This window comes from Borreliella bavariensis PBi, from assembly GCF_000196215.1.
GTDB lineage: Bacteria > Spirochaetota > Spirochaetia > Borreliales > Borreliaceae > Borreliella > Borreliella garinii.
Genome location: NC_006156.1, coordinates 318459 through 337073 on the forward strand (window position 1 = coordinate 318459; position 18615 = coordinate 337073).

Here is an 18615-nt window from a genome sequence, read left to right on the forward strand (position 1 = left end):
TCATACCTTTAAATTGATACTTATAGCAATTTGATTAACTTGCTATTTGCCAAAACTTTTACCCAAAAAATAAATTTCAAAAGAATTTTTCCTTACAGCTTTGGGTCTAATTTTTTTTACAAATTTAAAATATTTTTCAAACTTTTTAAAAATTTGCATCTCATCTCCTCCCTGAAAAACTTTAACAAGCAAATTTCCTTTTTTAAGTAAAACTTCAAACGATAAATCTATTATTCTCATGTTTAAATTAAAAGAATTGCTGGTGTCTACAAGTCTATTTCCAGTAGTTTTGGGAGCCACATCACTAATTACAAGGCTATAAGGCCCAAATTTATTAATTTTAGAAGCTGTATCATCTGAAAATATATCTCCCTTTATAAAATAAAAATTATTAACATACCTAAGGCTAATATCATTAATATCAACAGACACTAGAACGCCTCTTTTAAGCTTTTTATAAGCATATTGAGAAAAACTACCAGGTGATGCACCAATATCTAAAACATTGCCAGAAGAAAATAAAGAAAATTTTTCATTAATTTCTATCAATTTGTAAACAGATCTTGCCAAATACCCTTCTCTTTTAGCTTTTTGAGAATACTCATCACCCAAATGATACACATCAATCCCTTTAATACACTTTATAATACTTTTTCATAATAATTCTTATTATGCAAAATAAACTGTTTTTAAAAAATATTGAAAAAAATATTAACAGCATCTTTTCAACAACCAATTTTTTAAATTTATTCAAAGATAAAGATTTAAATTTTACTTTTAAAATAAAAAAGGAAACCCTCGATTATATTAAATTCCCAGCAATTGAAATAATTAATAGAGGTGGAGACCGAATAAGACCAATGCTAATGATTCTTTTAGCATACGCATTGGGTTTAAAAGAAAAAAACGACAGACTAATATATAAATTAAGCTTACTGCTTGAACTTCCTCATTCTGGAAGTTTGATTATTGATGACATTGAAGACAATTCGTTAAAAAGGCGAGGCAGATCAGCAATACATTTAATCTATGGAATAGATAACAGCATAAATGCTGGTAATTTAATTTATTTTTTACCTGCAAAATTAATAGAAAGATCAAATTTAAAAGAAAATCAAAAATTATTGATTTATGAAAATTACTTTACAACTCTTTCAAATCTCCATCTAGGACAAGGAATTGATATTAAATTTCACAACGAATCATACATTCCAAGCATCAAGGAATACATTTCCTTAGTAGAATTAAAAACAGCTTCGCTTTTCGGGATGGCCAGCTTTCTAGCTGCAATAATCACAAATAATGAAGACAAAGCTAAAAAGCTTTACAGCACATTCTTAAAACTCGGTGTTTATTTCCAAATAATAGACGATATTAAAAATATAAAAAATAAAATTAATGGCAAAGAATTCGGAGACGATTTAATTGAAGGAAAAAAAAGTTTGCCAATAATTTATTTTTTACAAGAAAAAAAATTTGAACCAAAAATTATTGCAAAATTTAATCAAATAAAAAATGCCCAAACCACTACAGAAAGAAAAGAAATATTTAAACTAACAGAGATGATAAATTCATCAAAATCAATAAGGAATTCAACTACTATTGCTTTAAAATATCTAAACGAGTTTAAAACCGAACTCAATTTATACCCATTAAAAAATAGATATAAAAATATACTAATAGATATTGTCGAACAAATAAAAGAAGGAATATAATGAGAAAAACAATAATAATAGCGCTTTTCTATGGTTTGATCACAAATATTTACCCTGAAATAAAATCAACATCAAAGCTCAATGAACAAGCAAACAAATATAAAATAGAAAAACTTTATCAAAAATCAATGCTGTTAAAAAACTCAAAAAAATATAACAAAGCTATAGCAAATCTAAAAAAAATAGTTAACATGGATCAAAATCAAGTTGATGCCCATCTTTTGCTTTCAGAATTGGAATATTTAAATAAAAACTGGAAGAAAGCAATTGTTAAATCTCAAGATTACTTAAAAATAATAGACTTTAAAGATAAAAAAAACTTTTTAGATATCTCTTGGGCATACTTTTTAATAGGAGAGGTTGAAAATTCAATGGACTACATAATTAAATTTTTCCAAAGCGGTAAGGAATTGTTCAAAGAAAATATATTTATAGCAATTGATGCTCTTTTTAAAAAAAGTATTTATCATTTTATAAATAATGAAAATGAAGCATTTAATACAATATTGACTTCAACATTCCAATTAGCGCTTAATGACGATACCTTATTCATAATTTTTTTAAATAATTTAGAAATAATAAAACAAATACCCTTCTATTATTTTAATAGGAAAAAATTAAAAGAATTATACCTACAAATTAGTGCCTTAAAAACAATTCAAAACACAATGTGCAAAACTTGAACTAAGATTTATCTTTTTGCTTAATCAGCGAAACCAATATATTTATTATTATTGCCACATAAAATGGAAAAGAAAGAGAAAAATAGGAATTTATATACTCTTGGGTGTGAAAAAATTGATATTCAAAAAAAACTATTAAAAAAGAAATTGGGAAAATTAATAAAGGATTTGAAAATGAAATATAAAGAATGCAAATAGCAAGCCAGCCATTGTTTAGTCCCAAATTATAAGAGTAAGCATTAAGATTTACCGCAACAAATGAACCGGCAAGACTTGCTGTGAAAATTGATACAAAAATTGCAAAAGATTTGAAACGATTGCTTATTTTCTCACCCAAAATGTCTTCATAATTTCCTGAAGATATAAATTCAAAAACTGCTCTAATTCTTGAATAACTTATAACATAAACAGTAATAAATAAAAAAATGAAAAAAATAGTAATAAAAATAATAATCTCAAAATTACCAGATAAATTCAAAGTAAAACCAGGAATGAAGTTAAAATTACTCTTCATTAAATAATCAACAAAAAAATAACAAAAAATATTAATACCTATTCCTGCTATAAAAATATCATAATTTTTCTTTACTATAAAAGATAAAAAAAATCCAAACAAAAAGCTGATAAAAAGAGTGAAAATGGTCGACATAAAAATTCCATATCCCAAATAAATAAAAAAAGATGTTAAAAATATTGAAAGATACGAAATGCCTTCAATAGATACATTTAAGAGTTTTATCCTTTCTGTATAAAGGGCCCCAAGTGCTAAATACGAAAATACAATAGCCTGCTCAAAAATACCAAACATCTACTTTTTCCTAGCTTTAATCAAAAATAAAGAGAGAAAAATAGCAATTGATTGACAAAGGCCAATAAATTCATACTTAAAGTCATAATTTATATTAAGAAAATTGTTAAATTCGATTAATATTGAAAATAATAGGCTAAAAAATAATACATAAATATAATTAAATCCTGAAATTACAGCAACAATTAAACTGTTCCAACCAAGCCCTGAAGTCAGCCCTAAAACCAAATATGGCTTAAAAAACACTACAAATATAGAACCTGCAAGACCATTTAAAAAAGCACTACCAAATACAGCAAAAAACTTATATTTAAATTCATTTATATTGGAAAAAATATCTATCTTTTTTTTATTACTTAATATTTCAAGCTGAAGTCCATAAATAGTTTTTTTATGAATAAAAAAATAAAAAAGCCAAATTGACATACCAAATAAAAATAAGTAAATAAATGATGAATCTAAAGCAAATAAACCATTGATTCTTTTTGTCTGATTAGAAAAACTACCTGTTTTTAACATATTTAAAATAAATCCATCTACCAACCTTTGATTTCCATAAGATATTAAAAGCCCTGTTAAAGCTCTGTTTAATCCAAAGAAAAAAGTAATAAAAAAGGGAAGAAGCCCTAAAAGCCCCACAAAAAAAGAACTTAAAAATATCAAATATATAAAATTAAAATAAGTCAATCCAAAAAAACTTGAAAATATATAAACGAAAAATGCTCCAAAATAAACCTGGCCTTCATTCCCCAGATTTAATGCATTGCTCTTGGCGCAAGTAGCAATGCCAGTAGCCATTATTAAAAATAAAATAAAGCGCCAAGATATCATCTTTATATAAGAAAATTGAAAAAAATCACTAAAAAAATAGCTAATACTTAATATCAAAAAAGAAGAAATCAATGCCATTAAACCATTTCTAAACAAGGTCATAAAAATAGCAATTCCTTTAATTTTTCTTTACTAATCTTTTCTCTAGATGCGTTTAACAAAACTTCTCCCATTTTCATTGCTAAAATGTTATCAGAGAGCAAAAGTAATTCATCTAAATTAGAGGTAATCAAAAGAACTGGTTTTTCTTTTGAATAATTACGAATAGCAACAGACATTTCATTATAAGCCTTATGATCTAAATTGCTTAAAGGAGAAAAACAAACTAAAAAACTTTTTGCAATATACATTTCTCTGTAAAGAGCAAACTTCTTCAAAGTTCCTCCAGAAAATGCCAAAGATTTGGAATAAAGAATTCTATATATTTTCTCTTCACTACAAAATTCCATTTTTTTTTTAAAAAAATCTTTAATATTATTAATATAAGATTGCCTAATAAAAATTTTATTTTCAAAATTCATAAATTTAGCTAAAAAATTATCCAATATACTGCTATTATCAGGAAATAAATTGCCAATACCTAGGGGTAAAAATCCCGCTTTACACTCAAAAATATTTATTCGCTCATATCTGATGCCATCAATTTTTATGCATCCAACAAAAATAAGCTCTCCTAAGAATAATTTTTCCCAAGTTTTAATTGTAGCTTCTTCACCAATTATTCCTAAAACACCCCTTTTATTTAAAGAAAAACTAACATCGTACTTCCAAAAATCTTCAAAAAACAGATTAAATTTAATAGAATCTTTTTCAAATTTATTAAAATTAATATTTGCAAAAAATGTTTTATCGCTAGAGGATTCAAGTTTGCTCAAAATTGATTCTTTATTTATTGTTCTAAAACACTTACCATCTTTTAAAACAATAAACTCATCGCTAAATTTTACAGCATCTGTTATCTCGCTGTGGGTAATAAAAAAAGAAGCAATTCCTGATTTCTTAAGCAATACAAGCAATTTTATAAAAGCTTGAGCTTCTTTTTGAGAAAAATAAGCAGCACTCTCATCAAAAATAATTATTTTTGCATTCTCTTTAAGAGAAGCAATAATAAGTAAAAAATAAATCTCTTTAATATTTAAATCTTTAATTTTCTTATCTAGATTAAAAGAAATATTATAAAATTGCATAAGCCATTTATAATATTTATAGGTCTTAGATTTATTCATCGGCATGAAAAATGCATAACCAAACCAATAGATACTCAAATATTCCCATACTCTTAAATTCATTTTCAAATTAGGAACTTGAGAAACAAGATAAATGCCGTTATTTTTAGCTTTATCTACATTCCAATTTTTCTGTTTAATACCATTGACCAATATTTCACCACTATCAAATTCAACAAGCCCAGCAATAATCTTGGCTAGAGTACTCTTCCCTTCTCCATTTTTACCAACTACTGTGAAAATTTTAACTTCTCCAATTTTTAAATTAATACTATCTAAAATAGGCTTATCAATATCTGGAAAATACTTAACTATATTTTTAAACTCTACCATTAATTTTGTTCCAAATCAATTTTTATACCATTTGCACTAACCTCTTCTATTTTTTTTAAAAGATCTTCTTTCAACTTTTGACTGGTTTGCTCTAAGTAAAAAACATTTGAAACATTAAATAAAACCCCTTTATGTTTTATACCAAAAACATCAGAATTCCCATAGTTAATCTCTGACTTAAGAGCCTTATCTAAAATATATGAAACATAATATTTTTGATTTGTAATTCCCGAACCAATAATATTTTCTTTATTATCTAAATAATCTTCACTATCAAAAAGAACCGCAGAAATATTATTCTCTCTAACAGAAGAAAGTACTCCTTCAACAGCAGGTCCTACAATAGGAAGTATTACCAAAGCACCCGAATCCTTAATTAAAGAGTCTGATAACAATTTAGCCAAATTACTATCATGCCAATTGCCTAAAACTCTATAATAAACTTCAGACCTAACATCCACATCAAGAATGCCTTTTTTGAAATAATAATAAATATAATCTCTCATAGCAGGATAGTTTTGACCTGCAATCAGAGCAGCATTTCCAAAGCCAGATTTAATAAATTCCATTAAAAAAAGGCCTACATAATACCCTAAAATATATGCCTCTTCTGCAACGTTATAAGAAACTGAATAAACTTGATTGTTGGTGTTTTTGACTAAAGAATCAAAAATGAGAAACTTAGTGTGGGGATAATTACTCGAAACACTATCAACAATATCTTGCATAGCATTATTCGTAGTTATTAAAAAATCATATTTTTTTGAATTTAATAATTTTTCAAGCATTTCTATCCACTCGCTTTGATTAAATCCGGCTTCTAAAACTTTAATTTCAAGATCTTCGTGCTTTTTTTTGAATTCAAACAAAGAATCATACATTTCTTTATAAGATGGAGACCCTGAAATAACCCCTGGAATAAATAAAGCAATATTAGTTTTATTAGAAACGTCGGTTTTTCGCTTCTTTAAAAAAATTAAATAAACAAATAAATATAAATGAAATACTGTGAATAAAATCCAAAACACTTTAAAAAACACGTTCTTACTCATAAAGACAAAACACCCTTTTATTAATTATTATTAAATTCACATTAATACCACAAAAGTCAAATACAAAAAAGATCGATAATAAGCTATAAAAATAAAGCCTCCACAACTAATTAAAAAATTATCTAAACATCTGAAGAGCACATTTTTCCCCTTATTATAAGATTTTGTAAAAAAAATCAAAATCCAAATTAAATAAAATATTAAGCAAATTTTGAATGTAAATTTTAAATTCCGTTGAATAATATATAATAAAATTTGAAAATTTTTTATTTTTTAAAAAATACTCAATATCAATGGTTTAAAATAGCTATCGAAACCAATCAGCTAATTTCTCCTTTTATTTGAATTTTCAAGTTCAAGGAATATATCATTTTATCCAACAAATAACTTTAACATAAAAAGCTAAATATATAAAAATCAAAACTCTCTAGGGCGCAATAAATGCAATTCATTAACATTTAAATTACTGGTAATGTCATCATTAGAACGTCTTAAATACATCTTTAGAGAATGAATTGTTTTAAAAAACTTATTTTTTAAAACATTCTTATTAGCTTTGTAATCTTTTAAAAATTTTGAAATAGGGCTATTAGCAGCTATTGACTTGTCTAAAAAAGTAGAAAAAGATTTAAAAATATGATCCACAAAATAAAACCTATTGGCCAAGTCAACAAAATTATTAAAAAGTACACCAATTCTTCCCTTTAAATAATTAACATTTTTAATCATGTCAACCCTGTTACCAAGTTTGTAATTTTTATCTTCCAAGCTCCATTTTGAATATATAGAATTAAATTTAAAATCTTTCATTAAATAATCATACATAAAGTTAAATCTAAAACTATCTTCAATGTATTTTAAAATAAAAAAATATAAAAACCCTTGATTTAAAGATATAAAATTATCTTTAGCCATCCTTATAAAATTTTGATTAACACCCTTTAAAGTGCCTTCATTGACTTTATGTAAAAAAGAATTTCCATTAAAAAGCAAAAGACTAGTATTGGGAAAAATTAAATATTCGGCTTTATTAATATGCCTCAAACGACCCTTATAAACATTAATAAAAAAATTATTAAAATAATCACTGTTGGCATAAAATTTTGACGCATTTTCAGCTTTAAATGAATTATTGTCTATTATAACAGAAAATGAAGATCCTTTAACAATATTGTAAATTACAGCATCAAGGCTTCCTCTAAATAAATATATTTTTGCATCTTGCAAATCTTTAAAAGAAGAATAAAACACTAAACTATTTGTATTGGAATAAAAAATTAAATCTGCAGAAATACCGTTTATTCCATATAAATTTATTTTGAGCTTTGAATTTTCTCCAACCTCGATAAAATCATACTCAAAAATTTCGTCATCTAAATCCAACTTAACAGGAACTGTATTTCTAATAACGCCAACTTTACCTTCTATTTCTTTTATAACTGCTACTTGAGAAAACAACACCCTGCTTAAAAGCAATACCAAAAGGACAAAATAATATATTCTAAAAATATAGCTCTCCCGATCTTTAAAAAACTCATAAACTTAATTATACCTTGTTTTACATAAATTTATTACACTTTGAACAATGCTGAAAAAGAACTATAATTTAATTTAAGAATTAAAAATATTAGGTTTTTATTGACATGCTATAATTGCTATAATAATAGAATAGCAAAAAAGAACTTTAATATTTAGGGGTTCTTACTTTAAAGATAATAGAAGCCAAGTTATTAGAAGGGTGTATTTATGAATATAAAGAATAAATTAATATTGATGCTGTGCATTGTAGTAGCAGTCTCTTTTATCGCATGCAAAACGCCTCCAGAAGCAAGAGAGAGCAAAAATGCTAAAATTGCAAAGCCAGATACTAAAAGTTTTGAATTAAGAGATATAAAAGACATTAAAAATGAAGTAATAAAAGAAAGAGGACATCTTTTTTATTCTAAAGAGTTCAATGAAGCTGAAAAATTAGAAGAAGTAATGAAACAAAATTTTTCTAAAAAAAAAGCAAAAGAAGTAAATGAAATTGCGCTAAAAGTGCTTGAAAGATATAAACCAATAATAAAAGAACCAAGAGAAAAAAAAGAAAAAGTAAATTACCTTAAAGAAAATATTGAAAAGTATCTAAACGATGCAGAAGCAAATGAAGCATATATATGGATTCCTTTGGAAATCGACGAAGTAAACAACTTGTACTTCGAAGCAACAAGAAAATATAAAAATTACGATCTTGACGATGCCCTTGACATGTATAGCAAAGCATTCAACAGAGCACAACAAGCGGCAAAAAATGCTAAAGAAGCTAAAGCTTTAAAAGAAACTGATGAAAGAATGTATAAACAATTAAAAGCTCTTGAAGCGGCTTCCAACTTGCCAATTTATAGCAACAATAAGCTTATTAAACCATCACCATGGAATGGTAGAGCATTTATTAAAGAAAGAAACAGTCACTTAAACCTTTTAAACATTAATGAAGACACCTATCTTCTTGGAGAAACAGAAACTCCAATAGTACTAGCATATGCAGAAAAGTTAGAAATAGCAAAAAACTCTAAACCTCAAGAACAATTCAAAACACTAGAACTTATTGAGCGATCTAGAAAATTATGGGAAAAAGGAGTTGAGGCTAAAAATGTCAAAAACTTTAGACTTGCCAATGAATTATTTTTAGAATCTGCAAGATACCTAGAAGCTTATCAAAGCAATGCAAGTAGTGAGCTTTATGTAATAAAAATAGGCAATACCTTATGGGGCATTTCTAAAAAATTATACAACGACCCTTACTTATGGCCAAAAAATTGGTTTGGCTACAGACAAAAAATACAAAATCCAGATCTGATTCATTCCAACTGGAAGATAATAATTCCTGCTAAATAATTAAAAATAATCAGAAAGCAAGGCTCTTCGGCCTTGCTTTCTTGTTTTATATCTAATAAAATTAAAAATAAAAACATTCTAAAAGAGACAGAAAATGAGAAAACTAGCATTATTAAACTTAATACTCATTTCATGCTATACAATTAACTTAAAAAAATTAACAAAAGAAACTCCTTATGGGATTTATCTTAGAGAAGCTCAAAAGGCTATCAATGTTAATGATTACAACTCTGCGTTAAAAGCATACGAAAAAATGATTCAAAATTTCGATCACAATCCGAATATAGTTGCTACTGGCAAATATGAAATTGCATTCATATACTACACAATAAACAAAACAGAAAAAGCAAAAGAAATATTTGAAGAGCTAATAGAAAATAAGGCGGAAATGCCTAAATGGATTAAGCCTTTAGCTAAAAAAATATTAAATAAAATGGAAAATAAAAATTTAAAAAAATAAAAATTTTTACTGGAATATTATTCCATAAATTGTAATATCTTTTTCTTTTGCAGAATTGATAACATCTTTATAAACAACAGACCCTCTTGGATATTCATGAGGAGGGGCATCTCCTATAACAATAATAAATCTTCTTTCTGCCCTCCAATCAAACTGAGTTATGGCAGCATCAATCCCCTCAAACACAGCCTCTGGATAATCTCCACCACCACCAACACTGACATATTTAAGAATATTATTTAAATAGGGAATAGTATTAAAATCAAAAGCTTTGGTTAAAAAATCTTCAAGATAGTCTTTATAAAAAACAAGACCTATTCTATAGGATTTAAACTTTTGCAGTTGAGGTTCTATTATTGAAAATAAATGCTCTTTTAAAATCTCAATATTACTTTTCATGCTGTCAGTAACATCAACAACAAGCACTAGATCTAAATCATAAACTGAATCTTCTGAGTTTTTTAAAATTTTTTTTATTTTATCAACAATATCAATGCCATTATTAGCAATAACAACCTCATCTGAAAATTTTGTAAAAGTATCTTTTAATTCATTAAATTCAATTTTTCCTTGATTTTGAGTATCCTTAAAAAACAATTCATAAGCATTGTCTTGGTACCTACCTAAATAATCATTATATTTTTTCTCAAAAGATCTTATAGAAAACCAAAAGGGTTCTTTCTTGCTTTTTAATATTTCTAAATCAATATCACCACTTCTTGTTGAAAAATTTGGAAATCCATATTTTAATTTTTTTGGAATCAATATATGAAAAGCTTCTCCAAACTTCTTATTAGGAACAGGTGTTGACGATGTTAATGATAAAAGTTCTTTATTCTTAATAACCCTTCCATTTAAAATTCGAATTTCATCTCCATTAATCTTATTATAACTTAATGTACGAAATGAATAAGTCGCCACATCTTTTTTCTTATCAGGAATTTCAAAAGACTCTGTCAATATTACTGACTTGATTGAAGGTTTTTTTCTAATAAAAAGATGAAATCCCTCTTCATGGGCCTCAACGTAAACATCATCAATGTCGATTTTTAAAGATTTATCTTCAAATCCAAACAAATAAAAGCTAATAAAAAGAAAGAAAAAAATTTTCTTCATAAGGAAACCGCCCTCATAAATAACTCAAAACAAATAAATAAGACCTATAATTAAAGTTTTTCGGATAAATTTTCATAAAACAAAACATTCGATTTGGAAAAACTATTCTTAAAAATATTCCTGAGATTTAAGCTAGCAAGATCTTTTTTAACACTTTTTATCATATCTTCATCTCTATTTAATATATCAAAAATCTTAGCTGATTCGCTTAAATTACTAAGCCCAGAATTAAAAAGTTTAGTATCTCTTATGGATGAAAAAGAAGCCATCACTTCTACAACTCCAAGATTATTATAAGTTTCAATTTCTTTTAATAAAAGAATTTTATGATAATCATTTTCTTTGGGATTAAAATTCAAAACATTAGCCTTTTCTAGTTCTAAATTTTGCATAACTCTTAAATAATAGCTCCTAGAAGCTAAAAAATCACCTATTTTATAAAGAGTTAGGGCAATAGAATTTAAAACTTCGTTACTACTTGAAAACCCCGCCATGCTCTCTACTTTAAACAAATATTTTAATGCATCATCATAATTATTTTCCCTGTAACTAAGTAATCCAACCTTATAGTAAACATCCGGATAATCAACGCCCTCATTTATTGCTAATTTATAAGAAGATATCGCAGACTTAAAATCATTTAAAGATCTAAGAATATCGCCTTGCTTTTCATAAATTGAAGAAATCTCCTTAGACCCTTGTATAAGATTGTGTTTTTTATAAAAAGAATAATCATTCAGGGCCAAACCAATAATATTACTAGCTCTAAGAGAATCCTTAGATTTTTCATAAATGTCTGCTAAAATTTTATAAGCCAATATCTTGTCCTCAGCATCTTCAATTGAATTTTTCTGCCTAAAGCTATTTAATGCCTTAAGCAAATATACTTCCGCTTTCTTAAAATCCCCTATGTAATAAGAATATCTTCCACTTTCGAAAAGTGCCTTATCATAATTGGGATTTTTATTTAATATTTTTCTGAGAATGTATTCAATCTCTGAATTCATATTAACATTATTGTCAAGCTTAAAAATAGTTCTACTATCATTTCTTTTAAAATCAGAGAATTCCTTATTCAATAAATTTGTTTGCCCATTAAGATAATTTAGGTTTATGGCAAGATTATTTGCCCTCTGATTATAGGTCACAAAAGAAATATACTTGTCTACCAGCTTTTTAGCATATTTTGTATAAACAACTTCATCAACATCTAGGATTTCATTTGACTTAATAAAATTATTAACATTGTCAGACTCAGTATCTAAATCGGCTTCAATATAAGCATTGAAAAGTTTAAATAAAATTTCCTTTTTTTGTCCATACTTTGAAAGCGCAACTGTATAACTATTAATACTATCTTTATAGTAATTAGAATTTGTCTTAGCCCATTTAAAATAATTATCTCCCTTTAATACTAAAGCATCATAATCATAAAGATCGTAAGATATAACCTCATCAAGTATTGAATTAGCCTGAGAGTATTCTCCAAGACTAATTTTCATAGAAGCATATGCAATATATCCTTCCTTATTAAACTTTTTTCGCCTTCTGCTTGTAGAATTTTTAGAAAAAGGCTCAATTGTAAACAATTCCTCATACTTCTCTTCAGCACTATCAAAATCTCTGATTTCTTCAAACGCTTTAGCATAATTTAAAAACCATTTATCATCAGGCCTAATGTAATAAGCGTCTCTAAAGATAGCTTTTGCAAGCTCTCTTTTATTTGCATATATAGATTCTATACCCTCTTTATACTTACCCTCAGAGGCAACATAAAAAAATACTACATCTACTATAAAGTACAAAGAAACTAAGACTAAAACAACAAAAAGGGAAGCTATTTTTATCAAAGGTAGTAAAGCCCTTGATATTCTATAGCTTAATTTCTGCTGAAGCTTGCTAAATTCTTCCGCCTTAAAATAAATTAAAGGCAATTTAATAGATCGCCCAACAATATCTCCTACGAATTTAGCAATAAATTTCAACCCTTTTTTATTTTTTTCAACAAGATCAATTAAAGCTTCAAGTTTATACTTTGAAACATTCTCCTTAGTTAAAGCCTCAGCAATTGCAATTCTTAAATTTCTAGGATAGGAACTTAAATGTTTTAAAAATAACGGATAATTAACCTTAAATTCAAAGCGTTTAGAATTTGTATTTTGACTATACTCTAAAAATTTAAAATCATCTGCAACATTTTCAAAATCATTGTCATAAGTACCTAAATTTAAATCACCTCCAACAAACATCTCTGATTGTTCGTCTGCCGGAATTTTATCATTTACTGTGGCATCAATATTAATTTCATTAGATTTATTAGATTTTAAAAAATCATCATCCCCTGAAACAGAAAAATCATTATTAGATTCTAAAAAATTATTATTGTCTTGATTGTTAATCAATTCTTCAGAATTAAATTCTGAAGAATTGATTAACTTATCAAAATCAAGTTTAGAAGCAATGTCTAAATCAATAGAATTATCATCAAGAACTTTGTCAATATTGTTTTCAAAAGAATCGCTAGAAGAAACATCAAAATCATTATTCAAAGTTGAAAACTCTGAATCCATATCAACTCTCAAGTCAGAACTACTTAAAGGTAAATTGTCATTAAAAATGTCAGAGTAAGGTAATTTATCCTCATTCTCAAGAGCATCAAGCATAAAATTTAAATCAAGGTCATCATCATTTTCCTCTAAAGCAAGATCTTCACTTATCCAGGGAACAATACTCTCTCCAGGTTCAGGAACCTTAACATCCATACTTACACCAAAAGATTCTTTAGATAATCTTTCTAATGAAAGATTATCTAATATTTCTCTTTTAAACTGCTTTATCTTATCTATATCAGGCATATTGCAATCAAGTTCCTAGCTCATCAAAAACTCTTTTTATAAACTTCAAGTCCTTCTGCATGAAGAACATTAAAACGATTTTCTAAATCTTCAGCAATTTTCAACCCTAAAACCTCTTTTGTAATCTCTGTCTGACAATCTTTTAAAGCGCTTAAAATTTTATCCCTATATTCAGCAATACTCATAACCTTGTCAGCATTATATATAAGAGAATCTCTTTTAAAAACATCGTGAGACATATCTCCATCTTCAGAAACTTCTAAAACATTTCCATTGACTCCAATCATCAAACAATAATCAAAAATTTTAAAATAATTACCAATTTCGAAAATTATTTTTTTTGTTTCAGGCCTTCCTTTTCTATATCTAGTAGCCGTAGGGAAAATAAGTATAATGTATCCACTATTTTTCTTTTCATAAATATATTTCATAGAATTAGCATTAAAAACACGTCTTTGCCTCGCATGCTCTAAACCAACCCCAACAAATGCGTGTGGTGGATACACCAATATTGCATTGTATCCCAAAGAAAGAGTTTTAACAAATAAATTGTCTCTAAAAAGCTTAACTCCAGCTATTGGAATAATATGATCTGCAATTTCATGATAACCCATTTTATAAAGTAAAAATTGGAAACAGGGAAAATCAAAATTACTATAATGCTCCATTAATATAATTGAAGACTTACCAGATTTGGCCTTTTCGTAAAGTTCTAAAATATTTTGAATGCCAACAATTGTAGATCCGCTCTTAAGAAGTCTCTCTATCATTCTATCTGCCAATTTTCTACTATTAGAATCTGCATTGCGATAAGATTTATCCAAATAATTAACATTTTCAACAGACTTAAATTGACTTATAAAGTCGCTCTCCATATCTTTAAAATATTTATCAAAACTTTCATTTTGTACAAACATAAAACTAGCACCTTTTAAAGCATTCTATGTTGCCACTTAATCATTAGTTAAATCATTTTTTACTAACAAATAATTCTAAAAAGCTAAAAATACATAACTAATATTAAAAAGCATACATTTTTGACAACATTTTAGACCCATTATACCTTATTTATTACACAAATTAAAGTAACATTTTAATCTACATGAATAGAAAAATATTATTAAAAACTACCCAATTTATTAGACTTTCCTTATTGCAAGATTTAAAGTAAAATTTTAACATAAGGCAAATCAAAGTACAGGAGGGACCCATATTTAAAAGCAAAATAAAGTAAATATTTTTTATTAAAAAAGATTAATAAAAAATCAACAAAACAAATATGTAAAATATTGAAAAAGGAAAATCCCATGAAATACATAAAAATAGCTTTAATACTAACTATCTTCTCTTTAATAGCCTGTACTAATAATGGAAAAAAAGAAAAAATAACCTTTAGAGCGTCAAACTTAAGCGAACCATCATCACTTGATCCACAGCTCTCAACAGACCTTTACGGTAGCAATATTATTACAAACCTATTCTTAGGGCTAGCAGTAAAAGATTCACAAACTGGAAGATATAAACCAGGACTTGCAAAAAGCTGGGATATTTCTGGCAAGGGAACTATTTACACATTTACCCTAAGAGAAGATATAGTTTGGAGCGATGGAGTTGCCATTACTGCTGAAGAGATAAAAAAATCATATCTAAGAATTTTAAATAAAAAAACAGCTGCACTATATGCCAATTTAGTAAAGTCTACAATAAAAAACGCACAAGAATATTTTGATGAGACAGTGCCTGAATCTGAGCTTGGTATAAAAGCTATTGACAGTAAAACCCTGGAAATAACATTAACATCTCCAAAGCCTTATTTCCCCGATATGCTAACAAACTCAGCATACATACCAGTTCCAATACATATTGTTGAAAAATATGGAGAAAATTGGACAAATCCCGAAAATATAGTTGTTAATGGCGCATACAAACTCAAAGAAAGATTAATTAACGATAAAATCGTAATAGAAAAAAATGAAAAATATTATAATGCAAAAAATGTAGAAATTGATGAAGTGATATTTTATCCAATAGAAGGTAATGTAGCTTACAATATGTACATAAACGGTGAACTCGATTTTCTGCAAGGAGCAGAAAAGAGCAATTTAGAAGAAATTAAAATAAGAGATGATTATTACTCAGGATTAAAAAATGGAGTGGCATACATAGCATTCAATACAACCATAAAGCCACTAGATAATTTAAAAGTTCGACAAGCTATCTCACTTGCTATTGATAGAGAAACTTTATGTAAAATAGTTTTAAAAGGAAGTTCAGAGCCAACAAGAAACTTAACTCCAAAATTTGATGATTATTCTTATGGAAAAAATTTAATATTATTTGATCCCGAGAATGCAAAAAAACTTTTAGCTGAAGCTGGATATCCAGATGGGAAAGGATTCCCTACATTAAAATATAAAGTCTCAGGGGGAGGCCAAAAAGGAGCAGAATTCTTACAAGAACAATTTAAAAAAATCCTAAACATTAAAATAGAAATCGAAAACGAGGAATGGACAACATTTTTAGGAAGCAGAAGAACTGGAAATTACCAAATTTCAAGTGTGGGATGGATAGGAGACTATTTTGATCCTTTAACATTCTTAGAAAGCTTATTTACAACAGAAAATCATTTTTTTGGAGCATACAAATATTCAAACAAAGAGTATGATGCATTAATAACAAAATCTAATTTAGAACTTGATCCAATAAAAAGGCAAGACATTTTAAGAGAAGCTGAAGCAATCATAGTAGAAAAAGATTTTCCTATGGCGCCCTTATCTATACCCAAATCTCATTACCTTTTCAGAAATGATAAATGGACAGGATGGGCGCCAAATATTGCAGAAAGCTATTTATATGAAAATATTAAAACTAAAAAATAATAAATTAAGTAATTTTAAAATTAAGATTTAAAATTAATATCTACGGAGGGGCAATTATAAAATTAAAGTTAACTTTAAAACGGAGGAATAAAAAATTATGAAATTACAAAAGTTATTATTTTCAGTAATATTTTTTCTAACTTTTCTTTGTTGTAATAAAGAGGAAAAAAAAGAAGGAATATCATTTAAAATAAGCCTGGGATCAGAACCAAGCAGTCTTGACCCCCAATTAGCAGACGACAATGTCGGATCAAAAATGATAGACACAATGTTTAGAGGGCTTATTACAGGCGATCCTAACACAGGAGGAAACAAACCAGGACTTGCAAAAAGTTGGGATATTTCTCCTGACGGAACAGTTTACACATTCACCCTAAGAGAAAAAATCATCTGGAGTGATGGGGTTGCAATCACTGCAGAAGGGATTAGAAAATCTTATCTTAGAATTTTAAATAAAGAAACTGGCTCAAATTATGCTGAAATGGTTAAATCAACCATTAAGAATGGTCAAAAATATTTTGATGGACAAGTGTCTGACTCTGAACTTGGAATTAGGGCAATTGACGAAAAAACATTAGAAATAACACTCGAATCACCAAAACCCTATTTTATCGATATGTTAGTACACCAATCATTTATTCCAATACCGATTCATATTGCCGAAAAGTATGGACAAAGCTGGACAAGCCCTGAGAACATAGTTACCAGCGGTCCTTTTAAGTTAAAAGAAAGAATTCCTAACGAAAAATATGTGGTCGAAAAAAATGATAAGTACTATAACTCAAACCAAGTAGAAGTACAAGAAATTACATTTTATACAACCAATGACAGCTCAACAGCATACAAAATGTATGAAAATAAAGAATTAGATGCAATATTTGGCTCCATACCGCCTGATTTAATTAAAGATCTAAAGTTAAGAAGTGATTATTACTCATCAGCTGTTAATGCTATATATTTTTACGCATTCAACACGCACATTAAACCATTAGACAATGTTAAAGTTAGAAAAGCCTTAACTCTTGCTATTGATAGAGAAACACTTACCTATAAAGTTCTTGACAATGGGACTACTCCTACAAGGAGAATAGCCCCTAACTTTAGCTCATATTCTTATGCAAAAAATTTGGAATTATTTAATCCTGAAATTGCAAAAACCCTTCTAGCTGAAGCTGGTTACCCTAATGGCAATGGATTTCCTATTTTAAAATTAAAATATAATACAAGTGAAGCTCATAAAAAAATTTGTGAATTTATTCAAAACCAATGGAAAAAAATTTTAAACATTGATGTGGAACTTGAAAACGAAGAATGGACAACTTACCTAAACACTAGGTCAAATGGAAATTACGAAATAGCAAGAGCAGGGTGGATAGGCGATTATGCTGATCCTTTAACATTTTTAAGTATATTCACACAAGGATACACACAATTCTCATCTCACAATTATTCAAGCCCAGAATACAACGAACTTATTAAAAAGTCTGATCTTGAACTTGATCCAATAAAAAGACAAGATATCCTAAGAAAAGCAGAAGAGATAATTATTGAAAAAGATTTTCCAATAGCCCCAATATATATATATGGAAATAGTTACCTTTTCAGAAATGACAAGTGGACAGGCCGGAATACCAATATTACAGAAAGATTCGATTTATCTCAACTAAAATTAAAAAAATAAATAAATAATCTTTAATTAAATAAAAATCGTCTATGAATTTCTTTTCATAGGCGATTTTTTTATTGACTTTCTTCTAAAAAGAAGATAGCTTAAAACTTA

At 27.3% G+C, this 18615-nt stretch carries 15 protein-coding genes; 6 read left to right on the forward strand and 9 right to left on the reverse strand.

Annotated features, from left to right (window positions below; all coding sequences use genetic code 11):
• Positions 1–42 precede the first annotated feature (42 nt).
• Positions 43–621: an SAM-dependent methyltransferase gene (locus BG_RS01530; protein ID WP_011193645.1), complete on the reverse strand. Its 579-nt coding sequence runs from the start codon at positions 619–621 to the stop codon at positions 43–45.
• A gap of 50 nt (positions 622–671) precedes the next feature.
• Between BG_RS01530 and BG_RS01535 the strand changes: the two genes are divergently transcribed.
• Both BG_RS01535 and BG_RS01540 read left to right on the forward strand, forming a co-directional pair.
• Positions 672–1715, forward strand: coding sequence for a polyprenyl synthetase family protein (locus tag BG_RS01535; protein ID WP_011193646.1), 1044 nt, complete (start codon positions 672–674; stop codon positions 1713–1715).
• Complete coding sequence (locus tag BG_RS01540; protein WP_011193647.1) at positions 1715–2398, forward strand: tetratricopeptide repeat protein; 684 nt, start codon at positions 1715–1717, stop codon at positions 2396–2398. The genes BG_RS01535 and BG_RS01540 overlap by 1 nt, the downstream gene beginning before the upstream one ends.
• A gap of 1 nt (position 2399) precedes the next feature.
• Here the strand turns inward: BG_RS01540 and BG_RS01545 are convergent, their stop codons facing one another.
• From BG_RS01545 to BG_RS01565, 5 genes are all read right to left on the reverse strand, one after another.
• Positions 2400–3206, reverse strand: coding sequence for an ABC transporter permease (locus BG_RS01545; RefSeq protein ID WP_011193648.1), 807 nt, complete (start codon positions 3204–3206; stop codon positions 2400–2402).
• Positions 3207–4139 (reverse strand): ABC transporter permease, encoded by a 933-nt coding sequence (locus tag BG_RS01550; RefSeq protein ID WP_011193649.1) that lies wholly within the window; start codon positions 4137–4139, stop codon positions 3207–3209.
• Complete coding sequence (locus BG_RS01555; protein ID WP_011193650.1) at positions 4136–5596, reverse strand: ATP-binding cassette domain-containing protein; 1461 nt, start codon at positions 5594–5596, stop codon at positions 4136–4138. Before BG_RS01555 ends, BG_RS01550 begins: the two co-directional genes overlap by 4 nt.
• Positions 5596–6648, reverse strand: a complete 1053-nt coding sequence (locus BG_RS01560) for a BMP family ABC transporter substrate-binding protein (protein ID WP_011193651.1) — start codon at positions 6646–6648, stop codon at positions 5596–5598. The genes BG_RS01555 and BG_RS01560 overlap by 1 nt, the downstream gene beginning before the upstream one ends.
• A gap of 417 nt (positions 6649–7065) precedes the next feature.
• Positions 7066–8124: a hypothetical protein gene (locus BG_RS01565; protein ID WP_044007953.1), complete on the reverse strand. Its 1059-nt coding sequence runs from the start codon at positions 8122–8124 to the stop codon at positions 7066–7068.
• 270 nt (positions 8125–8394) lie between these two features.
• Between BG_RS01565 and BG_RS01570 the strand changes: the two genes are divergently transcribed.
• Both BG_RS01570 and BG_RS01575 read left to right on the forward strand, forming a co-directional pair.
• A complete protein-coding gene (locus tag BG_RS01570) occupies positions 8395–9525 on the forward strand; it encodes a LysM peptidoglycan-binding domain-containing protein (protein WP_011193653.1) in 1131 nt (376 codons plus the stop codon).
• A gap of 94 nt (positions 9526–9619) precedes the next feature.
• Complete coding sequence (locus BG_RS01575) at positions 9620–9985, forward strand: tetratricopeptide repeat protein (protein ID WP_011193654.1); 366 nt, start codon at positions 9620–9622, stop codon at positions 9983–9985.
• 6 nt (positions 9986–9991) lie between these two features.
• On the opposite strand, the gene BG_RS01580 is transcribed toward BG_RS01575, so the two are convergent.
• The 3 genes from BG_RS01580 to BG_RS01590 are packed head-to-tail and all read right to left on the reverse strand — an operon-like array spanning position 9992 to position 14873.
• Positions 9992–11101: a VWA domain-containing protein gene (locus BG_RS01580; protein ID WP_011193655.1), complete on the reverse strand. Its 1110-nt coding sequence runs from the start codon at positions 11099–11101 to the stop codon at positions 9992–9994.
• Positions 11102–11151: 50 nt separating this feature from the next.
• Positions 11152–13956, reverse strand: coding sequence for a periplasmic flagellar collar protein FlcA (flcA, locus tag BG_RS01585; RefSeq protein ID WP_011193656.1), 2805 nt, complete (start codon positions 13954–13956; stop codon positions 11152–11154).
• A 23-nt stretch (positions 13957–13979) separates the two neighbouring features.
• Positions 13980–14873 (reverse strand): 1-acyl-sn-glycerol-3-phosphate acyltransferase, encoded by an 894-nt coding sequence (locus tag BG_RS01590; protein ID WP_011193657.1) that lies wholly within the window; start codon positions 14871–14873, stop codon positions 13980–13982.
• 390 nt (positions 14874–15263) lie between these two features.
• On the opposite strand from BG_RS01590, the gene BG_RS01595 reads away from it, so the two are divergent.
• Both BG_RS01595 and BG_RS01600 read left to right on the forward strand, forming a co-directional pair.
• A complete protein-coding gene (locus BG_RS01595; RefSeq protein ID WP_011193658.1) occupies positions 15264–16835 on the forward strand; it encodes a peptide ABC transporter substrate-binding protein in 1572 nt (523 codons plus the stop codon).
• Between the two features lie 97 nt (positions 16836–16932).
• Positions 16933–18516: a peptide ABC transporter substrate-binding protein gene (locus tag BG_RS01600; protein WP_011193659.1), complete on the forward strand. Its 1584-nt coding sequence runs from the start codon at positions 16933–16935 to the stop codon at positions 18514–18516.
• Positions 18517–18615: the final 99 nt, after the last annotated feature.